29 protein-coding genes and 1 other annotated feature are annotated in these 25,736 nt (G+C 35.7%); of the genes, 17 read left to right on the top strand and 12 right to left on the bottom strand.

Translation table 11 applies throughout. The annotated features are described in order from the left end of the window. Positions 1–73 precede the first annotated feature (73 nt). From ACSG5Z_RS22510 to ACSG5Z_RS22485, 6 genes are all read left to right on the top strand, one after another. Positions 74–517: a DUF3978 family protein gene (locus tag ACSG5Z_RS22510; RefSeq protein WP_000388758.1), complete on the top strand. Its 444-nt coding sequence runs from the start codon at positions 74–76 to the stop codon at positions 515–517. Positions 518–547: 30 nt separating this feature from the next. Then, positions 548–1,009: a L,D-transpeptidase gene (locus tag ACSG5Z_RS22505; RefSeq protein WP_000735054.1), complete on the top strand. Its 462-nt coding sequence runs from the start codon at positions 548–550 to the stop codon at positions 1,007–1,009. Positions 1,010–1,373: 364 nt separating this feature from the next. Then, complete coding sequence (locus ACSG5Z_RS22500) at positions 1,374–2,039, top strand: response regulator transcription factor (protein ID WP_000148835.1); 666 nt, start codon at positions 1,374–1,376, stop codon at positions 2,037–2,039. Then, positions 2,017–3,459 carry a sensor histidine kinase gene (locus ACSG5Z_RS22495; protein ID WP_330938987.1) on the top strand — a complete coding sequence of 481 codons (1,443 nt, stop codon included), beginning with the start codon at positions 2,017–2,019 and terminating at the stop codon, positions 3,457–3,459. Before ACSG5Z_RS22500 ends, ACSG5Z_RS22495 begins: the two co-directional genes overlap by 23 nt. Before the next feature lie 140 nt (positions 3,460–3,599). Beyond that, positions 3,600–4,502, top strand: a complete 903-nt coding sequence (locus ACSG5Z_RS22490) for an EamA family transporter (RefSeq protein WP_098857433.1) — start codon at positions 3,600–3,602, stop codon at positions 4,500–4,502. A gap of 72 nt (positions 4,503–4,574) precedes the next feature. After that, positions 4,575–4,829, top strand: a complete 255-nt coding sequence (locus ACSG5Z_RS22485; protein WP_000154152.1) for a hypothetical protein — start codon at positions 4,575–4,577, stop codon at positions 4,827–4,829. 53 nt (positions 4,830–4,882) lie between these two features. Here the strand turns inward: ACSG5Z_RS22485 and metG are convergent, their stop codons facing one another. Continuing rightward, positions 4,883–6,517, bottom strand: coding sequence for a methionine--tRNA ligase (gene metG / locus ACSG5Z_RS22480; RefSeq protein WP_340437838.1), 1,635 nt, complete (start codon positions 6,515–6,517; stop codon positions 4,883–4,885). Positions 6,518–6,568: 51 nt separating this feature from the next. Beyond that, positions 6,569–6,839, bottom strand: a binding site (T-box leader). Between the two features lie 114 nt (positions 6,840–6,953). Between metG and ACSG5Z_RS22475 the strand changes: the two genes are divergently transcribed. From ACSG5Z_RS22475 to ACSG5Z_RS22460, 4 genes are all read left to right on the top strand, one after another. Further along, positions 6,954–7,772 (top strand): class I SAM-dependent methyltransferase, encoded by an 819-nt coding sequence (locus tag ACSG5Z_RS22475; RefSeq protein ID WP_097907645.1) that lies wholly within the window; start codon positions 6,954–6,956, stop codon positions 7,770–7,772. A 411-nt stretch (positions 7,773–8,183) separates the two neighbouring features. After that, the gene (locus tag ACSG5Z_RS22470) at positions 8,184–9,878 is read left to right on the top strand and encodes a methyl-accepting chemotaxis protein (protein WP_088608575.1); all 1,695 of its coding nucleotides are present in this window, start codon (positions 8,184–8,186) and stop codon (positions 9,876–9,878) included. Positions 9,879–10,104: 226 nt separating this feature from the next. After that, complete coding sequence (locus ACSG5Z_RS22465) at positions 10,105–11,796, top strand: methyl-accepting chemotaxis protein (protein WP_088064758.1); 1,692 nt, start codon at positions 10,105–10,107, stop codon at positions 11,794–11,796. Between the two features lie 117 nt (positions 11,797–11,913). Continuing rightward, on the top strand, positions 11,914–12,231 hold the full coding sequence (locus tag ACSG5Z_RS22460; protein WP_000082523.1) for a metal-sulfur cluster assembly factor: 318 nt from the start codon (positions 11,914–11,916) through the stop codon (positions 12,229–12,231). Between the two features lie 195 nt (positions 12,232–12,426). Here ACSG5Z_RS22460 and nprB read toward each other — a convergent pair whose 3' ends face one another. The 7 genes from nprB to ACSG5Z_RS22425 all read right to left on the bottom strand — a co-directional run bounded on the left by nprB (position 12,427) and on the right by ACSG5Z_RS22425 (position 18,448). Next, positions 12,427–14,076 carry a neutral protease NprB gene (nprB, locus tag ACSG5Z_RS22455; protein ID WP_142291828.1) on the bottom strand — a complete coding sequence of 550 codons (1,650 nt, stop codon included), beginning with the start codon at positions 14,074–14,076 and terminating at the stop codon, positions 12,427–12,429. 159 nt (positions 14,077–14,235) lie between these two features. After that, a complete protein-coding gene (locus tag ACSG5Z_RS22450; protein WP_088064759.1) occupies positions 14,236–14,931 on the bottom strand; it encodes a pirin family protein in 696 nt (231 codons plus the stop codon). A gap of 51 nt (positions 14,932–14,982) precedes the next feature. Next, positions 14,983–15,393 (bottom strand): MarR family winged helix-turn-helix transcriptional regulator, encoded by a 411-nt coding sequence (locus tag ACSG5Z_RS22445; RefSeq protein WP_088064760.1) that lies wholly within the window; start codon positions 15,391–15,393, stop codon positions 14,983–14,985. 112 nt (positions 15,394–15,505) lie between these two features. Beyond that, complete coding sequence (locus tag ACSG5Z_RS22440; RefSeq protein WP_000422822.1) at positions 15,506–15,940, bottom strand: DUF3920 family protein; 435 nt, start codon at positions 15,938–15,940, stop codon at positions 15,506–15,508. Between the two features lie 128 nt (positions 15,941–16,068). Then, positions 16,069–16,671 (bottom strand): undecaprenyl phosphate transporter UptA, encoded by a 603-nt coding sequence (gene uptA / locus ACSG5Z_RS22435; RefSeq protein ID WP_088064761.1) that lies wholly within the window; start codon positions 16,669–16,671, stop codon positions 16,069–16,071. Between the two features lie 79 nt (positions 16,672–16,750). Further along, a complete protein-coding gene (locus tag ACSG5Z_RS22430; RefSeq protein WP_088064762.1) occupies positions 16,751–17,950 on the bottom strand; it encodes a cation:proton antiporter in 1,200 nt (399 codons plus the stop codon). Continuing rightward, a complete protein-coding gene (locus ACSG5Z_RS22425; RefSeq protein WP_097907641.1) occupies positions 17,951–18,448 on the bottom strand; it encodes a cation:proton antiporter regulatory subunit in 498 nt (165 codons plus the stop codon). It lies immediately after the preceding gene. A 409-nt stretch (positions 18,449–18,857) separates the two neighbouring features. Between ACSG5Z_RS22425 and ACSG5Z_RS22420 the strand changes: the two genes are divergently transcribed. The 5 genes from ACSG5Z_RS22420 (at position 18,858) to ACSG5Z_RS22400 (ending at position 21,989) form a co-directional block, all read left to right on the top strand. Beyond that, positions 18,858–20,291 carry an alanine/glycine:cation symporter family protein gene (locus ACSG5Z_RS22420; protein ID WP_097907640.1) on the top strand — a complete coding sequence of 478 codons (1,434 nt, stop codon included), beginning with the start codon at positions 18,858–18,860 and terminating at the stop codon, positions 20,289–20,291. An 89-nt stretch (positions 20,292–20,380) separates the two neighbouring features. Next, complete coding sequence (locus tag ACSG5Z_RS22415) at positions 20,381–20,638, top strand: hypothetical protein (RefSeq protein ID WP_431144353.1); 258 nt, start codon at positions 20,381–20,383, stop codon at positions 20,636–20,638. Between the two features lie 116 nt (positions 20,639–20,754). After that, positions 20,755–21,195: a Dps family protein gene (locus tag ACSG5Z_RS22410; RefSeq protein ID WP_001041898.1), complete on the top strand. Its 441-nt coding sequence runs from the start codon at positions 20,755–20,757 to the stop codon at positions 21,193–21,195. Continuing rightward, on the top strand, positions 21,165–21,320 hold the full coding sequence (locus ACSG5Z_RS22405; RefSeq protein ID WP_179861935.1) for a hypothetical protein: 156 nt from the start codon (positions 21,165–21,167) through the stop codon (positions 21,318–21,320). Before ACSG5Z_RS22410 ends, ACSG5Z_RS22405 begins: the two co-directional genes overlap by 31 nt. 471 nt (positions 21,321–21,791) lie before the next feature. Further along, the gene (locus ACSG5Z_RS22400) at positions 21,792–21,989 is read left to right on the top strand and encodes a hypothetical protein (protein ID WP_000656314.1); all 198 of its coding nucleotides are present in this window, start codon (positions 21,792–21,794) and stop codon (positions 21,987–21,989) included. A gap of 16 nt (positions 21,990–22,005) precedes the next feature. Here the strand turns inward: ACSG5Z_RS22400 and ACSG5Z_RS22395 are convergent, their stop codons facing one another. Together ACSG5Z_RS22395 and ACSG5Z_RS22390 are read right to left on the bottom strand one after the other, a co-directional pair. Next, complete coding sequence (locus ACSG5Z_RS22395; protein WP_088064764.1) at positions 22,006–22,287, bottom strand: hypothetical protein; 282 nt, start codon at positions 22,285–22,287, stop codon at positions 22,006–22,008. A 118-nt stretch (positions 22,288–22,405) separates the two neighbouring features. Beyond that, positions 22,406–22,984: an LOG family protein gene (locus ACSG5Z_RS22390; protein ID WP_046955625.1), complete on the bottom strand. Its 579-nt coding sequence runs from the start codon at positions 22,982–22,984 to the stop codon at positions 22,406–22,408. A gap of 73 nt (positions 22,985–23,057) precedes the next feature. Between ACSG5Z_RS22390 and ACSG5Z_RS22385 the strand changes: the two genes are divergently transcribed. Together ACSG5Z_RS22385 and ACSG5Z_RS22380 are read left to right on the top strand one after the other, a co-directional pair. Then, entirely contained in the window at positions 23,058–23,381 is a 324-nt protein-coding gene (locus ACSG5Z_RS22385; RefSeq protein ID WP_000355764.1) for a MazG nucleotide pyrophosphohydrolase domain-containing protein, read from the top strand. 53 nt (positions 23,382–23,434) lie between these two features. After that, positions 23,435–23,941 (top strand): ferritin, encoded by a 507-nt coding sequence (locus ACSG5Z_RS22380; RefSeq protein ID WP_046955624.1) that lies wholly within the window; start codon positions 23,435–23,437, stop codon positions 23,939–23,941. A gap of 25 nt (positions 23,942–23,966) precedes the next feature. Here the strand turns inward: ACSG5Z_RS22380 and ACSG5Z_RS22375 are convergent, their stop codons facing one another. Continuing rightward, positions 23,967–24,200 carry a hypothetical protein gene (locus ACSG5Z_RS22375; RefSeq protein ID WP_088064765.1) on the bottom strand — a complete coding sequence of 78 codons (234 nt, stop codon included), beginning with the start codon at positions 24,198–24,200 and terminating at the stop codon, positions 23,967–23,969. Between the two features lie 92 nt (positions 24,201–24,292). Next, a complete protein-coding gene (locus tag ACSG5Z_RS22370) occupies positions 24,293–25,474 on the bottom strand; it encodes a NupC/NupG family nucleoside CNT transporter (protein WP_046960038.1) in 1,182 nt (393 codons plus the stop codon). Positions 25,475–25,736 lie beyond the last annotated feature (262 nt).

Genomic DNA, 25,736 nt, shown 5'->3' with positions numbered 1-25,736 from the left:
CTAATATATGACTAAGCATTAAATTGAATAAATATAAGTAGTTTTTCGAAATTGAAAAAAGGGTGAATAAGAAATGGAAGCTTATAAAATGCATGATTTTATTAATACAAATGTTGAATCTCATCAAAATGAAACCGTTTTTAATTTACACATATGTGAAACAAGTGAATTTGACGTAAGTTTAACAAAATCTACAACACTGTCTTTTATCGTTTCAAAAAAGAACATTAAGATTGTTACGAAAAAATGGATTAATTCAAATCAAGAAAGCATGATTGGTAAAAGTTACATCATTCCAACGAAAGCTTTCCACTACTTCTTACCAATTATTTCTGAAACTGAAGATGAGCTAAATATTCAAGTTCAAAGTTTTGGACTACATGGTGAACTTTTACTAAATGAAAGATTACTTATTGATAAAAACAACAAACAAAATCCAAAGATTACTACGTTCTTTGAAACATTAGATGAAAATGTAAATAAAGTATTACGAGGATTGCAAATTCATTGTATGTAAGACTATTACAATAGTAAAAAGGAGAATATAATGAAAAAACTATTATTAAGCGCACTATTATCATTAGGATTTTTAACTATTCCATTCACAAATGCTGAGGCAGCTACAACAAACGATCAGCTTATCGTGAATACGCAGTTAAATAAAATGGATTATTATCAAAACGGACAATTTATAAAGAGTTTTACTGTCGCTACTGGAAAAGCAGCCACACCTACGCCTAAAGGTACTTTTCAAATCGTTAATAAAATTAAAAACCGTCCTTACTATACAGGAAAAATTAAAGGCGGCGATCCACGTAATCCACTTGGTGACCGTTGGCTCGGACTAAACATGGCAGGAACTTACGGAACAACTTATGCGATTCATGGTACTAACAATAATCAAGCAATCGGCAAATGGACAACACTTGGTTGTATTCGTATGTATAACAATGATATACACTGGTTATTTGAGCGTATTCAGCAGCAAGCTACCGTCACTGTAAAATAACCTAAAAACAAGATTTATGTGTAGCCAAGAATTTTATATCTTGGCTTATTTTATTTATTCATTTACAGTAGCAAAACAACTGTATTTACATATATAATAAGAATAGGTTTCGTTAAGCAATATCAAAACATTGATAAACATGGATATTAAAATTATACAGTTATAATATTTTATAAATTTTACAATACATACTATAATAGAACTAATGTAATTCTGAAATATTCAGTTTCTCTAAACCATTCCCCTTGCTACTTTCATGATGACTTTATAGCGGGGGCTTATTATATGTATAAACAATTTGAGTTATCCAAAAAATGATGAATTCGAATATTGCAGTAAAAAGCGTTATTTAGGAGGTGTTACTATGACGCATATACTGGTGATTGAAGACAACCCAGATATACAAGAACTGATTCGTGAATTTCTAATGGCACAAAACTTTACTGTTGATGTCGTTGGCGCTGGAACAGAAGGTATTCTTCTTTTCCAAAAAAATTCATACGATCTTGTCCTCCTTGATGTGATGTTACCAGATATAGATGGCTATAGTATTTGTAAAATTATGCGAGGACAATCTGATGTACCGATCATTATGTTAACAGGCTTACATAATGAAGAAAGTGAAATTAAAGGATTTGAGTTAGGTATTGATGACTATATTACGAAACCGTTCCATTACACCGTATTTATTAAACGTGTAGAGGCTGTATTAAGAAGGGCAGCAACGAAGGAAGCAGAAGCTGCAACTATACTACAATTCCATGAATTGATGTTAAATTCTACAGCCTATGCCGCTTATGTTCATGGTAATCAAATTGAATTAACAACAAAAGAATTTGAAATTTTATATACTTTACTGCAAAATCGGGGAAAAGTATTATCAAGAAGTGATTTGCTGAATAAGGTATGGGGCTATGAACATTATGGTGATGTAAGAGTTATAGATACACACATTAAAAACTTAAGAAAAAAATTAGGGATTCCTTATATTAAAACGGTGAAAGGCATTGGCTACAAAATCGAATCGTAGTACAGACAACATCACCAAAAATATTTTCATCAAAACCTTATTATTTTGTATTCTTTTATCACTTTGTCTTTATCAAATTATTTATTTTCTAGCTTCAAACTACGATAAAGAACGTTTTGCAAAAGAAAATGGAGCGCTGTCTACAGAACAAGTGGATTCAGACAAACAAAACGACCAAAGTAAAACGAATCAAAGTAAGGCTGTTTCAGAGAGTATGATTTCCAATTTCCAATCTTCTATTATAGATTATAAAGCACTCTCTACAGCCATAAATCACCTTTTGCAGCCTAGCCAAACTGTAAAAGCAAAAGAACATACCCAAAATATTGCGGGGAAAAACAGCACTTCTACTCCACTTACAGAAACGGAAAAGCAAGTCGCTACTAATGATGCCTTACATAAACAAAATGCAGCAAATAATACAAATGATACACGAGATTATCCAAAATTAGCAGATGCACTGCAGCAATTGGCTCCACATATTGGTGCGACAATGCTTGCATTATCTTTACTCGGATCTTTAATTTATACGAAACTAATTGCCAAACCTTTTCAATTTATGAGTGATGCTTTAAAAGATATTATGAATCTTGATTTCTCAGATAAAAAGCTACTTAACAAAAATACAGATCAAACAGATTTTAATTTGCAAGTAGCTGCTTCACAGGTCCCAAATATAGTGAAGAATTTACATGCAAGCAATCAAGATTTAAGAAATGAACTCAAAAAGGAACAACAGTTAGAACAATCTCGTAAAGAATTTATGTCTATGGTATCCCATGAATTAAAAACACCAATCGCGGCAGTTATGGGACAACTCGATGGCATGATTCACGGAATTGGAGCTTATAAAGATAGAGATAAATATTTAAAACGTTCCTATGAAATGATGCAAGACATTAACATATTAACGGAAAAAATGTCGGAATTATCCAAAATACAAAACCCTCAATTTAAACCTGATTTAAAAGTTATCTCATTAACTAATATTATTGAGGATGTTATGAAGAAAGTAGATTACTTTGTATCTGTAAAGCAATTAAATGTTCAATCTAACATTAAGCAAGATGTACAAATTTTAGCTGACCCTAAATTTATTCAAACTGCTATTTTTAACATTATTTCAAATGCAATTCATTACACAATTGACCATCAGCATGTATATATAAAGCTTTATGAAAAGCCAAACGGTTATGCATTAGAAGTATTAAATACAGGTTCACAAATTGATGAGGATAAACTCGCCCATTTATTTGAGCCATTCTATCGCGCAAACCCTGGCAAACACGGATTAGTACAAGGTAGTGGCCTTGGGCTATATATTGTAAAACAAATATTAGATAAACATCAGTTTCCTTATGGGATACAAAACACACCTCAAGGTGTAAAATGTTCTATTGTATTCCCAAAAGCAATGTAAAAAACCTACTACAATTTCATACCCCAAATTCATACTTCGTATGAATGGCGGAATTTTGTAGAGTATCTTACTCTGTTTCGTTCGCCCGTTATCCTTATTTGGATAGCGGGCGTTTTTTATTATTTAAAAGGAGGATCTTCATGGAGAAATTTAAGTATTCATTACTTGTTTTATTCGGAGCTTGTAGCTACGGCGTACTTTCAACTATTTTCAAACTCGGATTCATTGATGGATTTTCAGCACATCAACTATTAGGGGGACAATATGTCTTTGGATGGATCGGGCTTCTTCTGCTCGTTCTTTTCGTTTCACGTCATAAAGTAACAAAAAAGCAATTCTTTTCCTTACTAACAGTTGGCACAACAATGAGTATGACTGGTATCTTCTACGCTATTTCTGTAGAAGAACTACCAGCATCTATCGCTGTTGTCCTACTCTTCCAGTTCACATGGATTGGTGTCGTTATAGAAGCAATCGCTAATCGAACATTACCAAACCGTGAGAAAGTTATATCTATTATTATTTTATTTACTGGAACATTGTTTGCAGGCGGTGTCTTTGAAGGTCTCGGACAAAACTTTTCCACGAAAGGTATTATCTTTGGTCTATTAGCCGCTGTCTCTTTTTCATTCTATGTTTTTGCAAGTGGGCGTGTTGCTACAGAAGTTCCACCTTATACGAAAAGCTTTCTTATGACAACAAGTGCTACTCTAATCGTATGCCTATTCTTCCCGCCAACCTTTTTAACGGATGGTACCCTGCAAGCCGGTCTTTGGAAATACGCTTTCTTCCTCGGATTGTTCGGCGTTGTCGTACCTGTCATTTGTTTTTCAATTGGTGTACCGAAAGTAGGAACAGGACTTAGTACAATACTAGGAGCAGCTGAATTACCAACGGCCATTATCGCTTCTATTACACTTGTACATGAAGTCGTAACCTTCATGCAGTGGATTGGGATACTCTTTATACTACTTGGAATTTTTACTCCTCAGCTGCTTACCTCTAGGAAAGCAAAGAAGCATAGAAGCGTGCATAGTGCATGAAAATAGAAACTTGCATATAAATGTAAATACAGTTACAATATGGTATAATTTGAAATCTATTTGGAGGTATAAATGACTATTTTAAGCGTAGCTTTTTTTGCCATTATGTGTATCTTCTTCCTAATAAGATATATGAAAGAAAAGAAATTTTACGATGTGCTCATCATTCCCATTTGCATATATGCTGGAGCAGTCAAAACCCCTTTAGTAGAGTACTTAAACTTTAATACTACTTTCAAAATAACATATGATATTGCAGCTATTATTCTCGTGATCCTTGCTGTGCTTTTCTTCTTAAAGGATAAGAAAGAGAATCCTACTGCGTAACAAAAGACCTTTCATTGATTTGAAAGGTCTTTTTCTTTTTCTTTTTCTCTATCTCACTTTACCGCTCCATATAGCTTTTCTATCTCATGCTCAATTTGTTTTACATCAATTCGTTCAAATAGTGGCTGCACACTATCAATTCTATTCGGCAACGTATTTTGAAGCTCCCAATTTCGGTTCACAATCGATAATGTATTTCTAACTCTTTCACTTGAGAATGGTAAAAACGGTTCAAGGAGATTTGCAAAATTAGCGATAAGATACACACAGTTATAAATCGTTTTTTCGCATGAAACTGGATTATCTTCCCTTTGTTTCCAAGGCTGCCTCTCATCAAAGTATTTATTTGCAAAACGTACTGCATCAAATATTGTTTCTAACGCCACTTTAAATTTAGTTTGCTCAATTGATTCTCCTACATTTATATATAATCCTTCTACCTTCTCTTTCAGCTCTTCATTAATCATTCCATTCGGTACAATGCCATCATAATACTTTTCAATAAACTTTAATGTCCGGTTCACAAAGTTTCCGTATGCACCTAACAATTCACTATTATGACTGTAAATGAATTCACGCCATGAAAAATCAGTATCACGATTTTCTGGTGCATTGACTGTTAAAAAGTAACGAATAGAATCTGGATTGTAGCGTTCTAATATGTCCGGCACCCATACTGCCCAGTTTTTACTTGTAGATAACTTTCTTTTTTCAACTGTTAAATATTCATTTGAAACGATATGACGAGGAATTGCTCCTTCTCCTATTCCAAGTAATACCGCTGGCCAAATGATGGAATGAAACGGAATATTATCCTTTCCGTGCACATAATATGTTTTCGCTTCTCTACCCCAAAACTCTTGATCATCTTTCCCTGTTTCTTCAGCCCAATGTTTACTCGCTGAATAATAGCCTGTCACTGCTTCAATCCATACGTAAATTTTTTTATCTTCATACCCTTCTACTGGAATTGGTACCCCAATTGGTAAATCACGTGACACAGCCCTATCTAGTAATCCTTCCTTTACATATCTCTCTGTTAGTTGAATCGCATTGTCACGCCATGTTCCTTCTTGTTTTGCAGTTTCTACAGCCCTTTTAATTTGTTCCTGAAATGTATGCAATGCAAAATAGAAATGCTCTGTTTCCTGCACGGATGGCGTACTACCACATAACTTACATTTCTTTTCTAACAAATCGAGTGGATCTAAAATAGCTGAACACGCATCGCATTGATCTCCTCTTGCTGCTTCATGGCAATGTGGACAAATGCCTTCTACATAACGATCAGGTAAAAACTGCGTACACGCTTCGCAATACGCTTGTTCCACTGTCCTTTTATAAATATAATCTTCTTCTAATAAACGTAAAAACACTTTTTGAACAGTTTCATGATGGTGCTCACTATCTGTACGTGTATAGCAATCATACGTAAAACCAAGTTTATGAAAACATCGCTGGAATTCTTCATGATACTTATCAGCAATTTCCTTCGCCGTCACACCTTCTTGTTTTGCCCTAATTGCAATCGGTGTTCCATTACAATCACTTCCCGAAACATACAACACATTCTCACCTTTTGCCCGGTAATAACGTGCTAAAATATCTCCAGGTAACAAACTCGCAATATGTCCAAGATGCAACGAACCATTTGCATATGGCCAAGCGCCTCCAATAAAAATACTCATCTTACATTCCTCCTTTTAAATATAAAAAAGCCCCGCCCTTATCTTAAAAAAGATAAGGGCGGGGCTGTATAAACAGTCGCGGTACCACCTTATTTCGCCAATTACTCACATAATTAGCCTTAACAAGTACGGAGCTATATGCTCTTATACTGTGGTTTTGATAACGAGTACCAACTCTCGTCGCCGCCTACTATTATCATTTGATAAGTTCAGGACGAAGCTCAAAGGCCATTGTTCAAATGAATATTCTTGCTTCTTCTCAGCTATCGAAGCTCTCTGGAAAGAATGGCTTCATCCTACTTTTCCTTTTCAACGCTTATATATATAACACGTATTTTACGACTTAATTGCAGAAAAATCAAACTTTTATTCAGAAAGAAAAGGAAATCCTATCCTCTCATAGAATAACTATACGTTCACAAAAGGAGTGATACGATTGAATCAAAAACAACTAAGCGCACGTAATGAAAAAAGCTGGAATGCAGCTGCTTATGAAGCTTGGACGAATCGCCACGGGGCACCGGCCGATTATGCGAAAAAGCTTATGAAAGATCCCGTGCGCGAGGTAGATCACTATTTACCCTACATACAATCTCCAAAAGGAAAACATATTATTAATTTACTCGGTTCAAAAGGCAATAAAGCCGTTGCTCTCGCTCTTTTAGGAGCTGACGTAACAGTTGTTGATATTTCGGCAAGTAATGCAAAATATGCAAATGAACTTGCGGAAGCAGCAGGTGTCTCTATCCAGTATGTCGTTTCTGATGTACTAAATGTGCAGCTCTCCGAATCATTTGATATCGTATTACTGGAACTTGGTGTACTCCATTACTTTCTAGATTTAAAACCGCTCTTTAAAAAAATTGCTACCTTGCTTAAAGGAGATGGAACGCTTATCCTTCGTGACTATCATCCTGTTTACACGAAATTATTAGGCGTAGACCACCCATCATTTCGGGCTAACGGAAATTATTTCGATGAAGAATTAATTGAAGATGATGTTGCTTATAGCATCCTTCTGACAGAAGCGCAGAAAGAATCATTACCTAAAACAACCATCCGTCGCTGGACGCTAGGAGAAATTATTACAACACTTGCGGAAGAACATTTTAAAATTGAAAAACTAGTTGAAGAACACGGGTCTCATCAAAGGTGGGTCTTCCCTCCTACTGCACCGGAAGAAATTGAAGATCGTGTGCCTGGTTTATATACATTAATTGCGACAGCATGCAAAAAAGGATCCCTTCACGGATAGGATCCTTTTTGCATGCTCACGCATATAAGTTGAGGTTGGAGATTACCATAATTCTGTAGAATAGGACACAAGATATTTCAACATTTCGTCTCTGACTTACGTCGTCAAAAAGGGGTATGACCAACATAACGAAGAGTAATGTTACAGTTGATACTGATAATCGTTATCAACTAATTAGAAGTATACATGATGTTATTTCAAATTACAATAGCATTTCTCATTTTTATTTATGAACTTTTTGATATACAAATGTATACATTTTAAGAACATTTACTCATATCAATCTGCCATCTTCCATTATCTGCTATAATTTTCATTGAACAGATTAATAACTTCATAATGATGTTTTTATTAATGGCGTTCTTAATATTTATAAATCATAATAAATAGTTTTTAAAGGCAGGGGTAACGATGAAATATGTTAGTATTCGCAAAAAACTACTGTTCACACTCTTAAGCATTTCTTCTTTATTTAGTATTGCTCTTATTGTTATTCTTTCATTCGCTATGAACCAAGCAAGCGAAATTGAAACGTTAAAAAATGATGTATCAAAACGAGCAACAATTTTAAAAGAACGTGGTGATTGGTTCCAAGCACAAGTTGCCGGTTTACAAGAATATTTACTGTCACATGATCAAAAAGGATTGGATAAATTCAACCGAGAAGGAAAGAAACTTGCTGATACTAGAGAGAAAGTAACAAGTGATAAAAAACTCCCAGAAGGAATGAAAGAGGCGATTTTAATGGGAGCAAAATGGCGAAGCGTCATAGATGATGAAGTCCTCCCTCTCGCTCGCGAAGGAAAATGGGACGAAGCGTCCAAAATCGCTTTAGCTCAAACCGATTATGTAAACGATCTTTTAAGTCGTTTTACTAAATATGCAAATGAAGAAAATGATAAACGTGACGCATTAATTGCTGACGTAGAGTCTTCTTCATCTCTTATTCAATATATTATTTTCTTCTCACTCATTACATGTACGTTAACATCTATTTTATTAGCATGGTGGTTCTCTGGTAAACTCGTTAAACCGATACGACAAATTGATGAGAAATTAAAAGAATTAGCTTCTCAAGACGGCGATTTAACTGCTAGATTACACGTAACGAGTAAAGATGAAATTGGTGATATCGCCAATTCCTTTAATCAAATGCTCGCTAACTTACAACGTATCATAAAACAAGTGCAACAAACATCCACAAGTGTAAAAGAAGCGTCTGAAAATGTGTTTATCGAAACCACTGCTTCTATGGAAAATACAGCAAAAACCGAAGAAACTATGAATGCTCTTGAGTATAATATTCGTTCACAAGTTTCAAGCATCGAAGAAAGTTCAACTGCAATGGACGATATGACAACGAGTGTTCAGCGTATTGCAGAATCTGCCTCCTCTGTTGCTAGCCTAGCTGTTACAACTTCAGAAAAAGCAGATAGTGGGAATAAAGTCATTGAGAAATCTATTACACAAATGCATACAATTAACGAAGCTGTTAACGCTACATCACAAGTAGTAGAGCGACTCATTACACATACGAATCATATTGATACTGCACTTCAATCCATTTCTAATATCGCGGAACAAACGAATTTACTCGCTTTAAATGCTTCAATTGAAGCAGCACGTGCTGGCGAACACGGAAAAGGATTCGCCGTTGTTGCCGATGAAGTACGAAAACTTGCTGAACAATCTCAGCTAGCAGCAACTGACATTAACCATTTACTTCATCAAATTCAAGCTGACACAAAAATAGCAAATGAAATGATGACACAAGGTCAGTCAGAGGCTTCGGAAGGGATTACAGTCATTCGTACCGCTGGATTTTCATTCTCGGAAATTGTTAACCACATTAATAAAGTCTCTACACAAATGCAAGAAATGTCTGCAACTGCTGAAGAAATGGCCGCAAGTTCAGAAGAAATGAATGCAGCTTTAAATAACATCGCCTCTATTTCAAATGAAGTTGCCGCCGAAACATCACAAACAGCAACTTCGGCTGGTGACCAAGTAAATAAAATGAGTGTCGTTGCTAAAAAAGCTTCTGAAATGAAAACGACCGTACAAGAACTTGAAGTTCTCGTTTCTCATTTCAAAACAAACGTTTAAAGCGAAACTTTCCTTTATACTTCTATGAGCTCCAAGTTGTTAAAAAGAGAGATTTACAGTCTCTCTTTTTTTAACCTTAAAATATCTCTTTCTATCTCTCATTACGTCTGCTATAATTCCTAGAGGAAAGAGGAAAGCTTTATTCCAGATGGAGTAAAGCTTTCTTTCGATTTTTTACATTAATTAATTCTAATACTAAGATTTCACAAAGGGGGCTTTTTATCATATGAATTTTATTAGCATTCGAAAAAAACTAATGTTCATGATGGGAACGATTTGCGCTTTATTTGGCATCGCCTTAGCTTTTATTTTATTTTTTGCTATTGACCAATCTCGTAAAGCTGAAACATTACAAAAAGAAATTTCTCCTCTAGCAACAGAATTGAAAGAGCGTGGAGACGCTTATCAAGTACAACTTTCTGCTTTAAGAGGTTATTTACTACAACACGATCAAGTAGAATTAGACAAGTTTAACGAGATGAGTAAACGTCTGGAGGATTCAAAAGATAAACTTCTTTCTAATCCAAATATTTCTCAATCCGTGAAAGATACAATGAATTTAGGGTCCACTTGGAGAAAATTTATTGAAGAAAAAGTCTTCATCCTTGCAAAAGAACAAAAGTGGGAAGAAGCTTTACAAGTAGCTTCTACAGAGAATGGCTCTGTTTATAAAGTAATTGGTGATTTCACAAATTACAGTAATGAACAAGCTAAGTTACGTGATCAATCTATCGAAAAAATTGATCAATCTTCACTACAAATTAAATATGTTATCTTCTTATCACTTGTTATTTGTATTATCGTAGCTATCATTCTTGCATGGTGGTTCTCTGGTAAACTTGTAAAACCAATTCAACAAATTGATAGTAAGCTAAAAGAATTATCATCTCAAGAAGGTGACTTAACAGCCCGCCTACAAGTAAATAGTAATGATGAAATTGGTACGATTGCAACATCATTTAATAAAATGTTAGAAAACCTACAACATATTATCAATCGTGTTCAAAAAACATCCGTAGAAGTACAAAACGCTTCTGAAAATATGCTAGAAAAGACGAATATATCACGCGAGGCAACAATAAGAGTTCAAAGCTCGATGTCTAGCTTAAATGCAAATATTCAATCGCAAGCCTCTAGTATGGAAGAAAGCTCAACTGCAATGGACGATATGACAGTAAGCGTTCAGCGTATTGCTGAATCTGCTTCATCTGTAACTGAACTTGCTGTAACTACATCTGAACAGGCTAACGATGGAAGTTCAGTTATTCAAAAATCCGTTTCCCAAATGACAACGATACACGACGCGGTAAATGCTACTTCAGAAGTGGTCGAACGTCTAATCACCCACACGAAATATATTGATACAGCTGTTCAATCTATTTCTAATATCGCAGAACAAACAAACTTACTTGCTTTAAATGCATCTATCGAAGCAGCTCGTGCTGGCGAACAAGGAAAAGGTTTTGCTGTCGTAGCTGACGAAGTTCGAAAACTTGCTGAACAATCTAAAACAGCGGCAACAGATATTAACCAACTACTACATCAAATTCAACAAGACACTGAAACTGCGAGCTCTATGATGTCCCAAGGCCGTTCGGAAGCATTTGAAGGCATTCATGTCATTCGTGAAGCCGGCAACTCTTTCACAACGATTGTGGAACAAGTAAATAAAGTATCTACTCAAATGCAAGACATCTCAGCAACCGCTGAGGAAATGGCTGCAAGCGCTGAAGAAATGAACGCTTCACTGAATAACATCGCTTCTATTTCGACTGAAGTATCTAGTGAAACAGCGACAACAGCACAATCTGCTGAGAAAAAAGTCATTACGATGAATGAAATGACACAAACTGCTAAACAAATGAAACAAACAGTTGAAGAATTAGATCAACTCGTATCTCATTTCAAAACTGAATAGCTTTCAAAAAATATTCCTCTTTCAAGAGGAATATTTTTTTGAGCTCATTCCCTGCATATTATATATATATCCGTTATAATGAGAACCGATATCATTAATATGTAGGGGGTGCTACACATGTCACAACAAGCATTTGAAGAAAAGTTATATGCAAACTTAGAAGCTGTTATTGATCCTGAACTAGGTGTTGATATTGTTAATCTTGGATTAGTTTATGACGTTACAGCAGATGAAAATAATAATGCTGTCATTACGATGACGATGACTTCTATCGGTTGTCCAATGGCTGGGCAAATTGTATCAGACGTTAAAAAAGTATTATCAACGAACGTACCTGAAGTCAATGAAATAGAAGTAAATGTCGTTTGGAATCCACCCTGGTCTAAAGAACGCATGTCACGTATGGCGAAAATCGCATTAGGTATTCGTGACTAAATAAAGTGAAACTTTAATCAGTGGGGGTTTTGTTCATCCCCCACTGACTATCAGCCCTCACCAATCGGGCTTTTACGGGCAGTTGATCCCCCACCTAACTTCTTTGCTTCCGCTGAATTTTGAGGTGGGGGTCTTACTGCCCGTTAATTCTGGATAAAGAAAGACCTGACATCCTAGTCAGGTCTTTTTCTCTTATTATTTTACGCCTACTGCATCATAAGCTTTCGTTACAGCTTGTACAGCTTTAGAGTTTTTACCATATAAATCTTCAGCTGACTGCAGAGCAGCTTGACGCATCATCTTAAAGTCAGAGTTCGCAGTTAAATATTTCGTAAGAGCACGGTAATAAATTTTTTCTGTCGCTTCACGGCCTACTCCAGTTACTTTCACACCGTAATGCTCTCCGCCATCAGATACTAAATATGCAGCTTTATTGTTAATACTACTGTTAATATGAACGCCGCCATTATCAGCTGTTCCAGTGTAGCGTTTATTGTAATGATCTGGGTAACCTTCACTTGGTTTTAATGGATTTGGAATAGATGCTGGATCTTTCAGAGAACGAAGTGCATCGCCAGGTTTTCCAGGTGTATAAATGTCAGCACCTAAATCCCAGCTCTTCTTCTCAACCATGACACCCATAATATCAGATAACGATTCATTTAACGCACCTGACTCATTTTTATAAACAAGGTTTGCTGTATGTTCAGTTACAGCATGCGTTAATTCATGACCGATAACATCTAGTCCAGCAGATAATGGAATGAATGTTTTTCCATCGCCATCACCATACATCATTTGTACACCGTTCCAAGCTGCGTTATTCCAGCTTTCTCCGACGTGAACAGTAGAAATAAGCTTCGCACCTTTATCATCGAAAGAGTTACGATTAAATGTCTTTTTGTAGTAATCGTATACTTTTCCTGCATTTACATGCGCATCAACCGCTGCTTTATCTTCGAAGAACTTAGATTTACTCTCAACCTCTTCTCCTGTATATCCAAGCCATTGTGAGAATAAATTAAACAAGTTTTCATCCATATTTTCTGCATCAAATGTGTGAACACCTTGTCCTCGTTTACCATCAAATAAGTTGAACGCTCCTGTTTTCTCATCTTGAGCAATTTCAAATGATTGTCTATCGCCCAATACTCCGTAACCAAATCCTGTAATGTGATCTACAGCGTTATATTTCTCAATCACATTTCCATTCGTTGCATCAACAAAATAATGCCAATATCCTGGAGCTGGTTTTGAAATCGATGCTTTAACTAAGTATGCAAGATAGTACTTCCCATCTTTTTCATACACAAATAAATCTTTTTTCACACCGTCATAATTCTTTACTTTACCAACTTCTTTTTCAATATCTGCCTTTGCAATCGTTTCAGCTTGCTCTGCACTAATATTTGCAAACGCAGGAATATTTTTATCCTCTAAATTCGGAATAACTTGTCCGAAGAATGCTTTTACATTATTTTCTTTATCAAGTGTAACAGTTTGATCTGAACCATACACAGGAATGTTATTATGCTTCTCAACTAACTTCACATGTGTCGTACCAGATTCAGCATCTTTTTCCTCTCCAACGACATTGAAGTGTTTATCAATATTTCCTGCTAATTTAAACATATCTTTCTTACTCTCTAAATATTGAAAGACCGTCTCTTTTTTATCTAGTCCTTCCGGTGCTTTCCATTCTTCACCTATGTATGCAGGTGTTTTAAATTCTTGATGATATTGAATTTTTTGTTCTTCCGCTTTCGTTGTCGTTGCTCCAAATGCTCCAAATCCTCCGGCTATAACAGTTAACGCTAATGCTGATGAAATGACTTGCTTTTTCACTATAACATTCCCCATTCCCATAAAGATTTTTGACACTTTTATACAATTCTTATTTTCCGGGCCAATACCTTTTTCTAAATATTGAGAAAGTTTTTTCTGACAATTCCACTCAAAAAAAGAGGACATCCATTCGATGTCCTCTTTTCCATAAACGTTCTATTATTTTTTCAATTCGATTGCTAAATAGTGTGATCGTTCTTTCGCTTCAATATGAATATCCTCTTCTATCGCTTCTGCTGCATCACGCATAACAAGATTTTCACCATTTATTACACTACTCCCTTCAATTTGTACAAGGTACAATTGACGGCCTTCTTGCACCGGAAAATGAATTTCTTTTCCAGCATCTAACGATAAAGAATATAAATTCGCATCTTGGTGAATACGAATTGGTGCCTCTCCTTCTACTGGAGATACCATATGGAACCATTCATTTTCACGCTTACTCCAATCAAATGTAAACTCACCATAGTTTGGTTTATGATCCGCACGATCTGGTAAAATCCAAATTTGTAATAAACGTAGTGTTTCATTTCCTAAATTATGCTCGCTATGAAATACACCTGTGCCAGCACTCATATATTGAACATGTCCTCGCTCAATTGTTCCGCGGTTCCCCATGCTATCCTCATGTGTTAAAGCACCATCTACAACGTACGAAATGATTTCCATATCACGGTGCGGATGCATATCAAAACCAGTTTGTGCCGCTACTAGGTCATCATTAATTACACGCAATGCTCCAAAGTTCATATTATTCGGGTTATAGTAATTCGCAAAGGAAAAATGAAAATGTGTATTTAACCAACCGTGATTTGCTCTTCCCATATTTTTATGATCAACTTTTCTAAACATATCCTTCACCTCATATTATCTCGAATTCAAGATTTATTTTTAAAATTTTTCTCACTGTAATTTTTTTAGTAATTGTAATAATTGATGTTGTTCTTCTACATTTAAATTTTGAAACTGCTCCGCTTGGAACGTTTCTTGAGGCGGGACGATTTCTTCATATAAAGCTTCTCCCTTTTCTGTTAACGAAATATATTTTGTAGTACCTTCTTGTTCACGATGAATCCACTCCAGCTGCTCCATTTTATTTAATAGCTGCGTGATATTTCCCTTCGTAACAAATAGTTTATTTCCGAGCTCTTGCTGCGTTAGACGATTATGTCCTCCAACTTGAGCTAGCACATCAAACTGAGCGGCAGATACATTCCATTCTTTCAAATGCTGATTCGTCTCACGAATACTTTTGTTATAAAAACGTGATAAACGAAACCATAATAGTAATCCGAGTCTATCTTCTGTCTTCATTCTATCACCTCGCTCATTTCATACCATTAGTTTAGAACTAAACTTTATAAAAGTCAATCACTTACTTTTAGTAATTAATAAAGAAAGCACAGTGCCATTTCTCCACTATGCTTTACATTAACTTTCTATTTTTATATTCATCTAACTTCCTCTCCGCGAACTTTCTCGCATCTTTCTCAATCCATCTATCTTCGTACAATTCACTTCCAACATACAATACTTCCCTCTTATGCTGCATCGCATGGCGAAATTCATGCAGTAGTGTTTTGAGCACCTGCTCATACTCTTCCCATATGCAAACAAAAATTAATTGTTTTTCTTTATGATAAAAACCACCTACTGGGAATAAGAATTCCTCTTCTTCTTCTCCTAATGATAGAAGCACATGATTCGCATCACACGTATCACAAAAAATAACTGGTGTTTTACATACTTCAATCAGTGAAAACAAATCATCTCTAAGCCTTTTGACATCCCAAGGAAGCTCCGAATCCAACACATACCAATTCTCCACCTGTTGATATACATTTTGAAACTGGAGTTCCATTTTTCTATAATCCCCTTTCCAAACTCCCTTTTCCTATATGTATGCCACAATATGTAAAATATTAAACCTACTCTTTCCCCTTTCGAAAAATGACAATAAAAAAGAATCTATGTCAGCATAGATTCTTTTTACGTAATCACTTTTTTTTTCATCATTTTTTTTAATACAAAGTAACCAATTGTACAAACAATAGCAGCAAGTGCAAAGTATTTCACATATGGCCCAGCGACTTTATTAATACTTTCCCACTCTCTTCCTAATTTAAAACCTAAATATACAAATACAATTGACCACGGAATAACAGCTAATGTAGTTAGCGTAATAAACTTAGCATGTGACATTTTTGCAATCCCTGCTGGTATCGAAATAGCATGACGCACAACAGGAATAAAACGCGCTGTAAAAATAACGCCAGTTCCGTAACGATTAAACCAATCTTCAGCATAATCAATATGTTTCTTTTGAATTAAAATATATTTTCCATATCGCTCAAGGACGGGTCTTCCTCCGTATCGACCGATCCAATAAATGAATAATTGTGCAATTACACCACCAATTGTACCGAACGCGACAGCGCCCCAAAACGTAATGCTTCCTGTTGATACTAAATAACCTGCATAAGACAATACGATTTCACTCGGAATAACCTCTAACATCAATCCAAGCATAATTCCCCAATAACCAAGTCCTTCTAGAAAAACTAAAACGGAATGAATCAACTCTCCTAACATTATGTACCTCTCTTTACTTTTTTCATTGCAAAAAATAAAAGTACAAGCAGTAAATATCTTGTACTTTTATTTTTTAAAATTAGCTAGTCTTCGTATCCCACTTAAAGATTTTATTTAAAAATTTATATACATTCTTTGACTCTTTCGTCAGAAGTGGACCTAAGATGGATAGTATAAGCACGTATAGTGCCGAGAATGGTTTCAAGACTGACATTAAACCACCGGCGATTCCGATATTGGCCATAATGATGGAGAATTCTCCTCTTGAAACGATTGTTAATCCAATATTTGTTGACGCTTTATGAGATAATCCAGCTTGTCGCCCTGCAATCATTCCTGCAATAAAGTTACCGATGATTGTAAGAAGGACAGCACCTAACGTTAACCATATCGCTCCGCCTAATGAAAACGGATCAATGCTTAATCCGAAACTGAAGAAGAAAATAGCTCCGAAAAAGTCTCTAAATGGAACAACGAGATGCTCAATTCTGTCACTATGCTCTGTCTCAGAGAAAACTAATCCTAAAAGAAGTGCTCCAATTGCTTCGGCAACGTGAATTGTTTCCGAGAAACCTGCAATAAAGAATAACGAAGCAAATACTACAATAATGAAAATTTCATCTGAACTAATATTGAGCAATTTATTTAATAACGGCGTCGCCTTTCTAGCTACAATAAAGAATAGAAGCATGTATCCTAGAGCAATTCCAATTGAAGTAAGAGCACCTAGGAAGGAAGCATGATCCCCTAGAACTAAACCAGAGACAACTGATAAATATACAGCAAGGAATATATCTTCAAACATAATAATTCCTAAAATTAATTCGGTCTCATTATTACCAGTTCTTCTTAAGTCCACTAACACCTTTGCAACGATAGCGCTAGAAGAAATCGTAATAATACCCGCAATAATTAAGATTTCTAGTAAAGGGAATCCCATTATAAATCCGTATAATAACCCAAGTGAAAAGTTAATTAAAATATAGATCGTTCCGCCAATCGCAATAGAACGTCCAGATTTTATTAGTTTTTTCATCGAAAACTCAAGTCCTAGATAAAACAGAAGGAACAGAACCCCAATCCGTCCAAGGAAGGAAATGACACTTGCACTTTCAATAAACTTGAAATCGATAACACCTATTGTCGGCGCGTGTGGCCCTACTAACATTCCAAGAACAATTAGAAACGGAATTACTGAGAATTTAAACTTTCCAGCAATTACTGCCGCAATTGCAACTAATACTAACGCTGTACCAACTTCAAAAATTAACGTATCCATCTAGTCAGTCCCCCTATTCGAAAGTAACTCATTAATAATCTTTTTAATTTCTTCTCTCTCGCCTGAAACTACAAGCATATCGCCTTCTTCAATTACCGTTTCTGGCCCTGGATTAAATAATTTTCTCATATTCTTTTTCATAACTGCAATGATCGTTACGCTATATGTTTTTCTTATTTCAAGATCACCGATTGTTTTTCCAAGCGCTGGAGCAGCATTCTCTACTTTAAACCACTCAATCGCTAAACCTTCAAAGACCATTTCAACATTTTCTAATGCTCTAGGCTTGTATACCATTCCACCTAATATTGCTGCAATTTGTCTTGCCTCTGAGTCACGTAATGAAATACTTGAGATGCTTTCTTCATGATCTGAATCAAAATGATACATTTCTCTACGTCCATCATCATGAATAACAATCACCATCTTTTCGTTACCTTTCGTAACGATTTGAAACTTATAACCAATACCCGGAAGTTCACTTTCTCTAATATTCATATTTAGCTCCTCCATAACTTCTTTATTTAAATTTTCTGTTTTTCTGTCTTTTGTTCATTAAATCAATTTTAGAAATTCTAACCATTCAGGATACCTGTGACTTGGAAATCTTTTATTGTAATAATAAGTGGCTCCTAAAAAGATACTTAAAGATGTAATGATAAAAAATATATTACTTCTCATTTTCAAACTTTTAAGGCTTACTTTCAATAAAGTTTCTTCTTTCAAATTATCCCCTCTTTCTCGCTTTACATTTAGTTTTTTAAAATGTAAATAATTCTAAAAATATTACGATGTAACATAATCATAACACAAAATATGTTTATGTAACATAATTTTTTAAAAAAATTGATTCTCGTATATTTTTTGCATATAATTTTCTTATTACGGAAAAAAGGAAGTGTATTATATGGTTGATATCTTTAGCAGATTCCTTGAGGTAACGAATAATATTTTATGGTCATATATTCTTATTGCAATGCTAATCGGCTTCGGTCTTTATTTCTCTTTCAAATTAAAATTCGTCCAAATTACTCATTTCCGTGAGATGGTCAGTTTAATTAGTAAAGGGTTTAATCGAAAAGAAAAAAAGAAAGATAGCATCTCTCCATTCCAAGCATTTTGCTTAAGTGCAGCAGCGCGCATTGGTATCGGAAACTTAGCTGGTGTAGCATTAGCCATTTCAATGGGTGGACCTGGTGCAATATTTTGGATGTGGTTTATCGCAATTATCGGAGCAGCTACTAGTTTCGTAGAATGTACGCTCGCGCAAATTTATAAAGTAAAAGATGGCAGCAGGTTCCGTGGTGGACCAGCATATTACATGGAAAAAGGATTAAACAAACGCTGGATGGGTGTTTGGTTCTCACTTCTTATTACAGTTGCGTACGGATTGATCTTCAATTCAGTACAAGCAAATACGGTAACAATAGCGTTTGAAAATGCTTTTGGACTAGAGCGAACGATCGTAGGAGCTCTATTAGCTTTATTAGTTGCAGTTATTATTTTCGGTGGTATCAAGAGCATTTCACGTATTACAGAAATGATTGTCCCTCCAATGGCGATCATTTATATCGGTGTGGCTATTTTTGTCGTAATTAACAACTTCAATATGTTACCAAGCATTTTTACAGAAATATTTAACAGCGCATTTGGTTTAGACCAAGCTATCGCTGGTGGTATTGGAGCAGCAATCAAATTCGGAATTCAGCGCGGTTTATTCGCGACAGAAGCAGGTATGGGTAGCTCCCCTAACGCAGCAGCAACATCAGATGTATCTCACCCTGTAAAACAAGGACTTGTTCAAGCATTAGGTGTTTTCGTAGATACATTCTTAGTATGTACATCAACAGCGTTTATCGTATTATGTTCTGGACTTTACAAAGGATCGAATTTAGAAGGTATTGAATTAACACAACAAGCATTAAGCTCACAAATTGGACCGTGGGCAAGCACTTTCTTAGCGATCATTATTTTCCTATTCGCTTTCAGTTCTTTACTAGGAAACTACTATTATGGTGAAACAAACATCGCATTCATTAAAGAAAGCAAAACATGGTTACTGATTTATCGTGTTGCAGTTGTCGGAATGGTGTTCTTCGGATCTATCGCTGCCCTTCAAACAGTTTGGAGTTTAGCTGATTTCTTTATGGGACTAATGGTATTCACAAACTTAATTGCCATCTCATTCCTTAGCAAGTTTGCATACGCAGCTTTAGTAGACTATATAAAGCAAAAGAAACAAGGAAAAGATCCTGTCTTCGTTGCAAGTTCTATCCCTGGCTTACAGAATACAGAGTGTTGGGATGGACAGGATGTAGAAGAGAAACAGAAGGCTGTGTAATAATTAAAAGCGGAAGCGGCTCGTCCAGAATCGCAGGACATTGGAGCTCTCGACCTTGAAGCGCTTTTTGCTTCGAGCGAGAGAGCGAAATGACCGGAGATTCTAGCCGCTGGAGCTGGATATCATTTAAAGCGGAGGTAGCTTGCTCAGAATGTGAGGGGGATGGAGCTTTTGACGTAGAGGCGCTCTTTGCCTCGCAGGAAAAAGCGAAGCCACCGAAACATTCTAGCTACCTGAGCTGGATAATATTAAAAGCGAAAGCGGCTCGTTTAGAACAAGAGCTATATATCAAACAAAATCCCTATTACTTCACCGTAATAGGGATTTTTATTTATAACAGTTCATAATTTGTACAAATTAATTCCAGCAAAAGGGTTGATTTATACGAATTACTAGATTATAATAATTATAAATTAGTAATTGATATAATATAACATAACAACTCAAAAGGAGATTGATCATAATGAACAAACAAGTAATCGAAGTATTAAACAAACAAGTAGCAGACTGGAGCGTTTTATTCACAAAATTACACAACTTCCATTGGTACGTAAAAGGACCTCAATTCTTCACATTACACGAGAAATTCGAAGAACTTTACACAGAATCAGCTACTCACATCGACGAAATTGCAGAACGCATTTTAGCAATTGGCGGCAAACCAGTAGCAACAATGAAAGAATACTTAGAACTATCTTCTATTCAAGAAGCAGCATACGGCGAAACTGCAGAAGGAATGGTTGAATCAATCATGAAAGACTACGAAATGATGCTAGTCGAACTGAAAAAAGGCATGGAAATCGCTCAAAACTCTGATGACGAAATGACATCTGACCTACTATTAGGCATCTACACAGAACTAGAAAAACACGCTTGGATGCTACGCGCGTTCTTGAATCAATAATATATTTAAAAGCGGAAGCGGCTCGTTCAGAACAGGAGGGTGTTGGAACTCCTGATTACGAGGCGCTTTTTGCCTCGAATGAAGGAGTGAAACAACCGACTGTTCTAGCCGCTGGAGCTGGATAATATTAAAAGCGGAGGTGACTTGCTCAGAACAAGAGGGCATTGGAGCTCCTGACGAAGAGGCGCTTTTTGCCTCACAGGAAGGCGCGAAATGACCGACTGTTCTAGTCACCGGAGCTGGATATCATTTAAAGCGGAAGCGGCTCGTTCAGAGTCGCTTTTTTCTATGGAGTTAATCGCGCATATCAGTACATGAAATTTATATCAGCGATTTTTGCATTATATCGGCGATTCTATTAAATATATCAGCGATTTTCCCGATATATCGGCGATTCCATCAAATATATCAGCGATTTTTCCAATATATCGACTTACCGACAAAACACGACAATATTAGCACCCCTCTCCTCTACTTTTATCAATATATTACAATCCCCTTTATGTTAAAATATAGGTAACATCCTTTAGTAAAATAGATCCAAAAAAGCTTTTCCATATTCATCATTTACTACTTAAATGGCGGGAGTGGTTCAGTTGAAAGACTACTTAATTAGAGCATTTTTTGCGTTAATAACAGTTGGGATTCTCTTACTTATAGCTAATATTTTCAATATACGTGTCGAGGTTAAAGACTATGCTTTCCTCGTTGTTGTAGCAATTGGTGGCGGCTGGGGTGGCTGGTACCTGTATAAAAAACAAAGTAATCAAAGTGATAAAGGCATTCCAAAGTAATACGGAATGCCTTCTTTTATTGCCGTCTATAATAAATAATAAAATTCAGACCGCTAATACAGCCAATTGCAATAAACATGCTAAAACTCTGTGCATCCCCAGCTAAATCATACTCATCAACGATAAAGCCAGACATAAACAATGTTATCGCGGAAACACCGATACACAATATCGAAATAAACCAAAGCGAAAACTCATTAATTAGCTCTTTCTTCTGTGTTGAAACAATTAGCATAGCAAGAATAGACGCTGCTAAAATACTTTTAAAAACAGGACGTAAATACACAAACTCCTCCATCTATTTCTCCTTTTCCTAAAATATTACATCTTAACATTAACATATTTAACTAAATTAAAAACACATGCCTTTTCAAGATAAAATGACATGTGTTTCCAAAAACATCTATAAAATTGTATTATGATAGCTGCTTCCACTTCGTTCCTAAAACAGGACGCTCATAATTTTGGATTGCATGAATTAGTTTATCTGCCGTCTCAGCTGAAACGATCAACTCTTTATTTGATGGATTCATAAATCCTTCTTCTGCTGCACGTTCAACCATTTGCAAAATTGGTCCATAAAAGCCTTTTATGTTCAATAAACCAACCGGCTTATTATGTATACCAATTTGTGACCAACATACTACTTCAAATAGCTCTTCAAACGTTCCGTATCCGCCCGGTAATGCAATAAAAGCATCCGCAAGCTCTGCCATTTTCGCTTTGCGCTCGTGCATCGTTTCTACTTCAATTAATTCTGTTAGCCCTGTATGAACAATTTCTCCTCGGAATAGACCGCGCGGCATAACACCTGTTACACGTCCGCCTAAGCGAAGAACTTCGTTTGCCACTTCTCCCATTAATCCAACGCAAGAACCACCGTATACAAGCTCATAATCGTTCTCAACAAACATTTTTCCTAACGCTATTGCCTGCTCTTTAAATTCAGGCCTCTCCCCTAAGTTGGAACCTGCAAACACACAAATCTTTCTCATTCCTACACCCCGAAACTATATATTGTTATGATACAATGAATATTATACAACATATTGAAGGGATGAGGAAGAAATGGATATCGTCGCATTTCAAAGATGGGTGGAGGAATTTTACGAAAAACGAAGCTGGTCACAGTATAATTCCTTTATTCGCTTAAATTTCTTAACAGAGGAAGTCGGAGAAGTTTCACGCGTTGTTCGCGCAATCGAAATTGGCCGTGATCGTCCTGACGAAAAAGTGAAAACAGAAGAAGAACTAAAACAAGAGTTAAAAGAAGAACTTGGTGATGTACTATCTAATCTTATTATTCTTTCACAAAAATATGATTTAGATTTACAAGACATTATGGAGGCACACGTCACAAAGCTTTCGAAAAGGTTCGAAGTATCCAAATGAGAATATTATCAATTATGGTATAATGTTCTTGTCACAATACTAAGGGGGATTTTATGTTATCTAAAAAATTGCACGACGCATTAAACGATCAAATGAACTTTGAATTTTACTCTGCCCATGCTTATATGGCGATGGCTGCTTACTGTACGGCGGAGAGCTATGATGGATTCGCTAATTTTTTCCTTGTACAAGCTGAAGAAGAACGTTTCCACGCAATGAAACTTTACAACTACATTAATGACCGCGGTGAGCGCGCTATTATTACTGGATTTGATAATCCAAATAACAAATACGAATCTGTACTGAACGCTTTTGAAGTGGCACTTGAGCACGAGCGTGAAGTAACGAAGCGTATTTACAACTTATCTGATATCGCTTGGGATGAGCGTGAGCATGCAACAATTACATTCTTAAAATGGTTCGTCGATGAGCAAGTAGAAGAAGAATCTTCATTCGATAGCATCATCCAAAAATTAAAACGTATTACAAGCGATTCAAACGCATTATTTATGCTAGACGCTGAATTAGAGAAACGTACATTTACGCCTCCAGCTGAATAGTATTTCAATCACCTTAATGAATGTATTAAGGTGATTTTTTTATTTCTTCTCTAAGCTGAATAACCCTCGCCAAATCCTTCTTATAAAGCCCTGAAACCTTTTCAACAAAGTTACTATTAGTAAAAGTCCCATCTCCTTCTTCTACTATGCTTAAATATCCATGTATAAACTTCAAAAACGCTCTAGCATCTTCTCCAGTTAAATGATTAATGTTCTCTATAATCTCATCAAACTCCCTTAAACTATCCGATTCTTTCACCCTAATTCCCCCTCTCTATATTATTTATCATACCAAAATAAAAAAGTCGTTCATCCCTCTAGGCGAGAGATAAACGACTTCGTTTGTTTTTATTAAAGCATAACCCCAACGATAATAGCTGATAATATACTTACTAACGTTGCACCGTATACAAGTTTTAATCCGAATGAAGATACAACGTTTGCTTGTTTGCCATCGATACTCTTCGTTGCACCTGCGATAATTCCGATTGATGAGAAATTTGCAAATGATACAAGGAAGATAGATAAAATACCTACTGTACGAGCTGATAAATCGCCAGCTACTTTTCCAAGGTCAAGCATTGCAACGAATTCGTTCGTTACTAATTTCGTTGCCATAATTTGTCCTGCCGTTAGCATCTCTGATGTTGGAATACCCATTACGAATGCTAATGGTGAGAAAACGTATCCTAAAATGCTTTGGAATGTGATTCCGAAAATTGAATCGAACACACCGTTAATTGCTGTAATTAATGCTACGAAACCGATTAACATCGCCGCTACTGTTACAGCGATAGAGAAACCAAGCATAATATATTCGCCTAACATTTCAAAGAATGTTTGTTTTTTATCTTCTTGTAATTCTAAAATGTCGTCTTCTTCTTTTACGTCATATGGATTAATAATATGAACGATAATGAATCCACTAAATAAGTTTAATACAAGTGCTGTTACTACATATTTTGGATCAATCATTTTCATGTAAGAACCGACGATTGACATCGATACTGTTGACATGGAAGATGCACAAAGTGTGTATAAACGATTTTTCGGTAATTTGCTTAGTTGATCTTTTACTGTAATGAATACTTCACCTTGACCAACAATTGCAGCTGCTACTGCATTATATGATTCTAGTTTTCCTAAGCCGTTAATTTTACTTAATAGGAAACCGACTGCACGGATGATAATCGGTAAAACTTTAATATGTTGTAAGATCCCGATTAATACTGCTAAGAAAATAATTGGTAATAATACTGTTAAGAAAAATGGTGCTTGTCCATCATTTGCTAAACCACCAAATACGAAATTAACCCCTGCTTCCGCAAATTTTAAAATAGCGCCAAATCCATCTGCAATCCCTTTTACTAATACAAATCCGACCTTTGTATTTAGTAAGAAATACGCAAGTACCAATTGAATGACAAGCATAAGTGCAATTGGTTTATATTTAATTTTCTTACGATCTGAACTGATAAGGAACCCTAGTACAAATACTACAAGTAAACCGACTAGAAACATTACGATCTTCATATGTGAATCCTCCACTTCTCCCACGAGTTATTGGTCGTATAACGTATAACGAATGACGTCTGACCATTGATGTTAAAAAATTTAAAACCCCTAAATATTATTCAACTGTTTTCTAAAATCAGTAAGCGTTTACATAAATTGCAATTTATAAAAGGTAGCTTCTTCTCTCCTACCATACTTGAAAGTCTGAAATTGATACCACCTACAAATCAAATTGTAAGCGTTATCTAATCGAAATGCAATATAAATTTTAAAAGATTTT

The organism is Bacillus pretiosus (assembly GCF_051294775.1).
GTDB lineage: Bacteria > Bacillota > Bacilli > Bacillales > Bacillaceae_G > Bacillus_A > Bacillus_A wiedmannii.
Note: the sequence above shows the minus strand (reverse complement) of the source record. Positions and strands in the feature narration are given on the sequence as shown.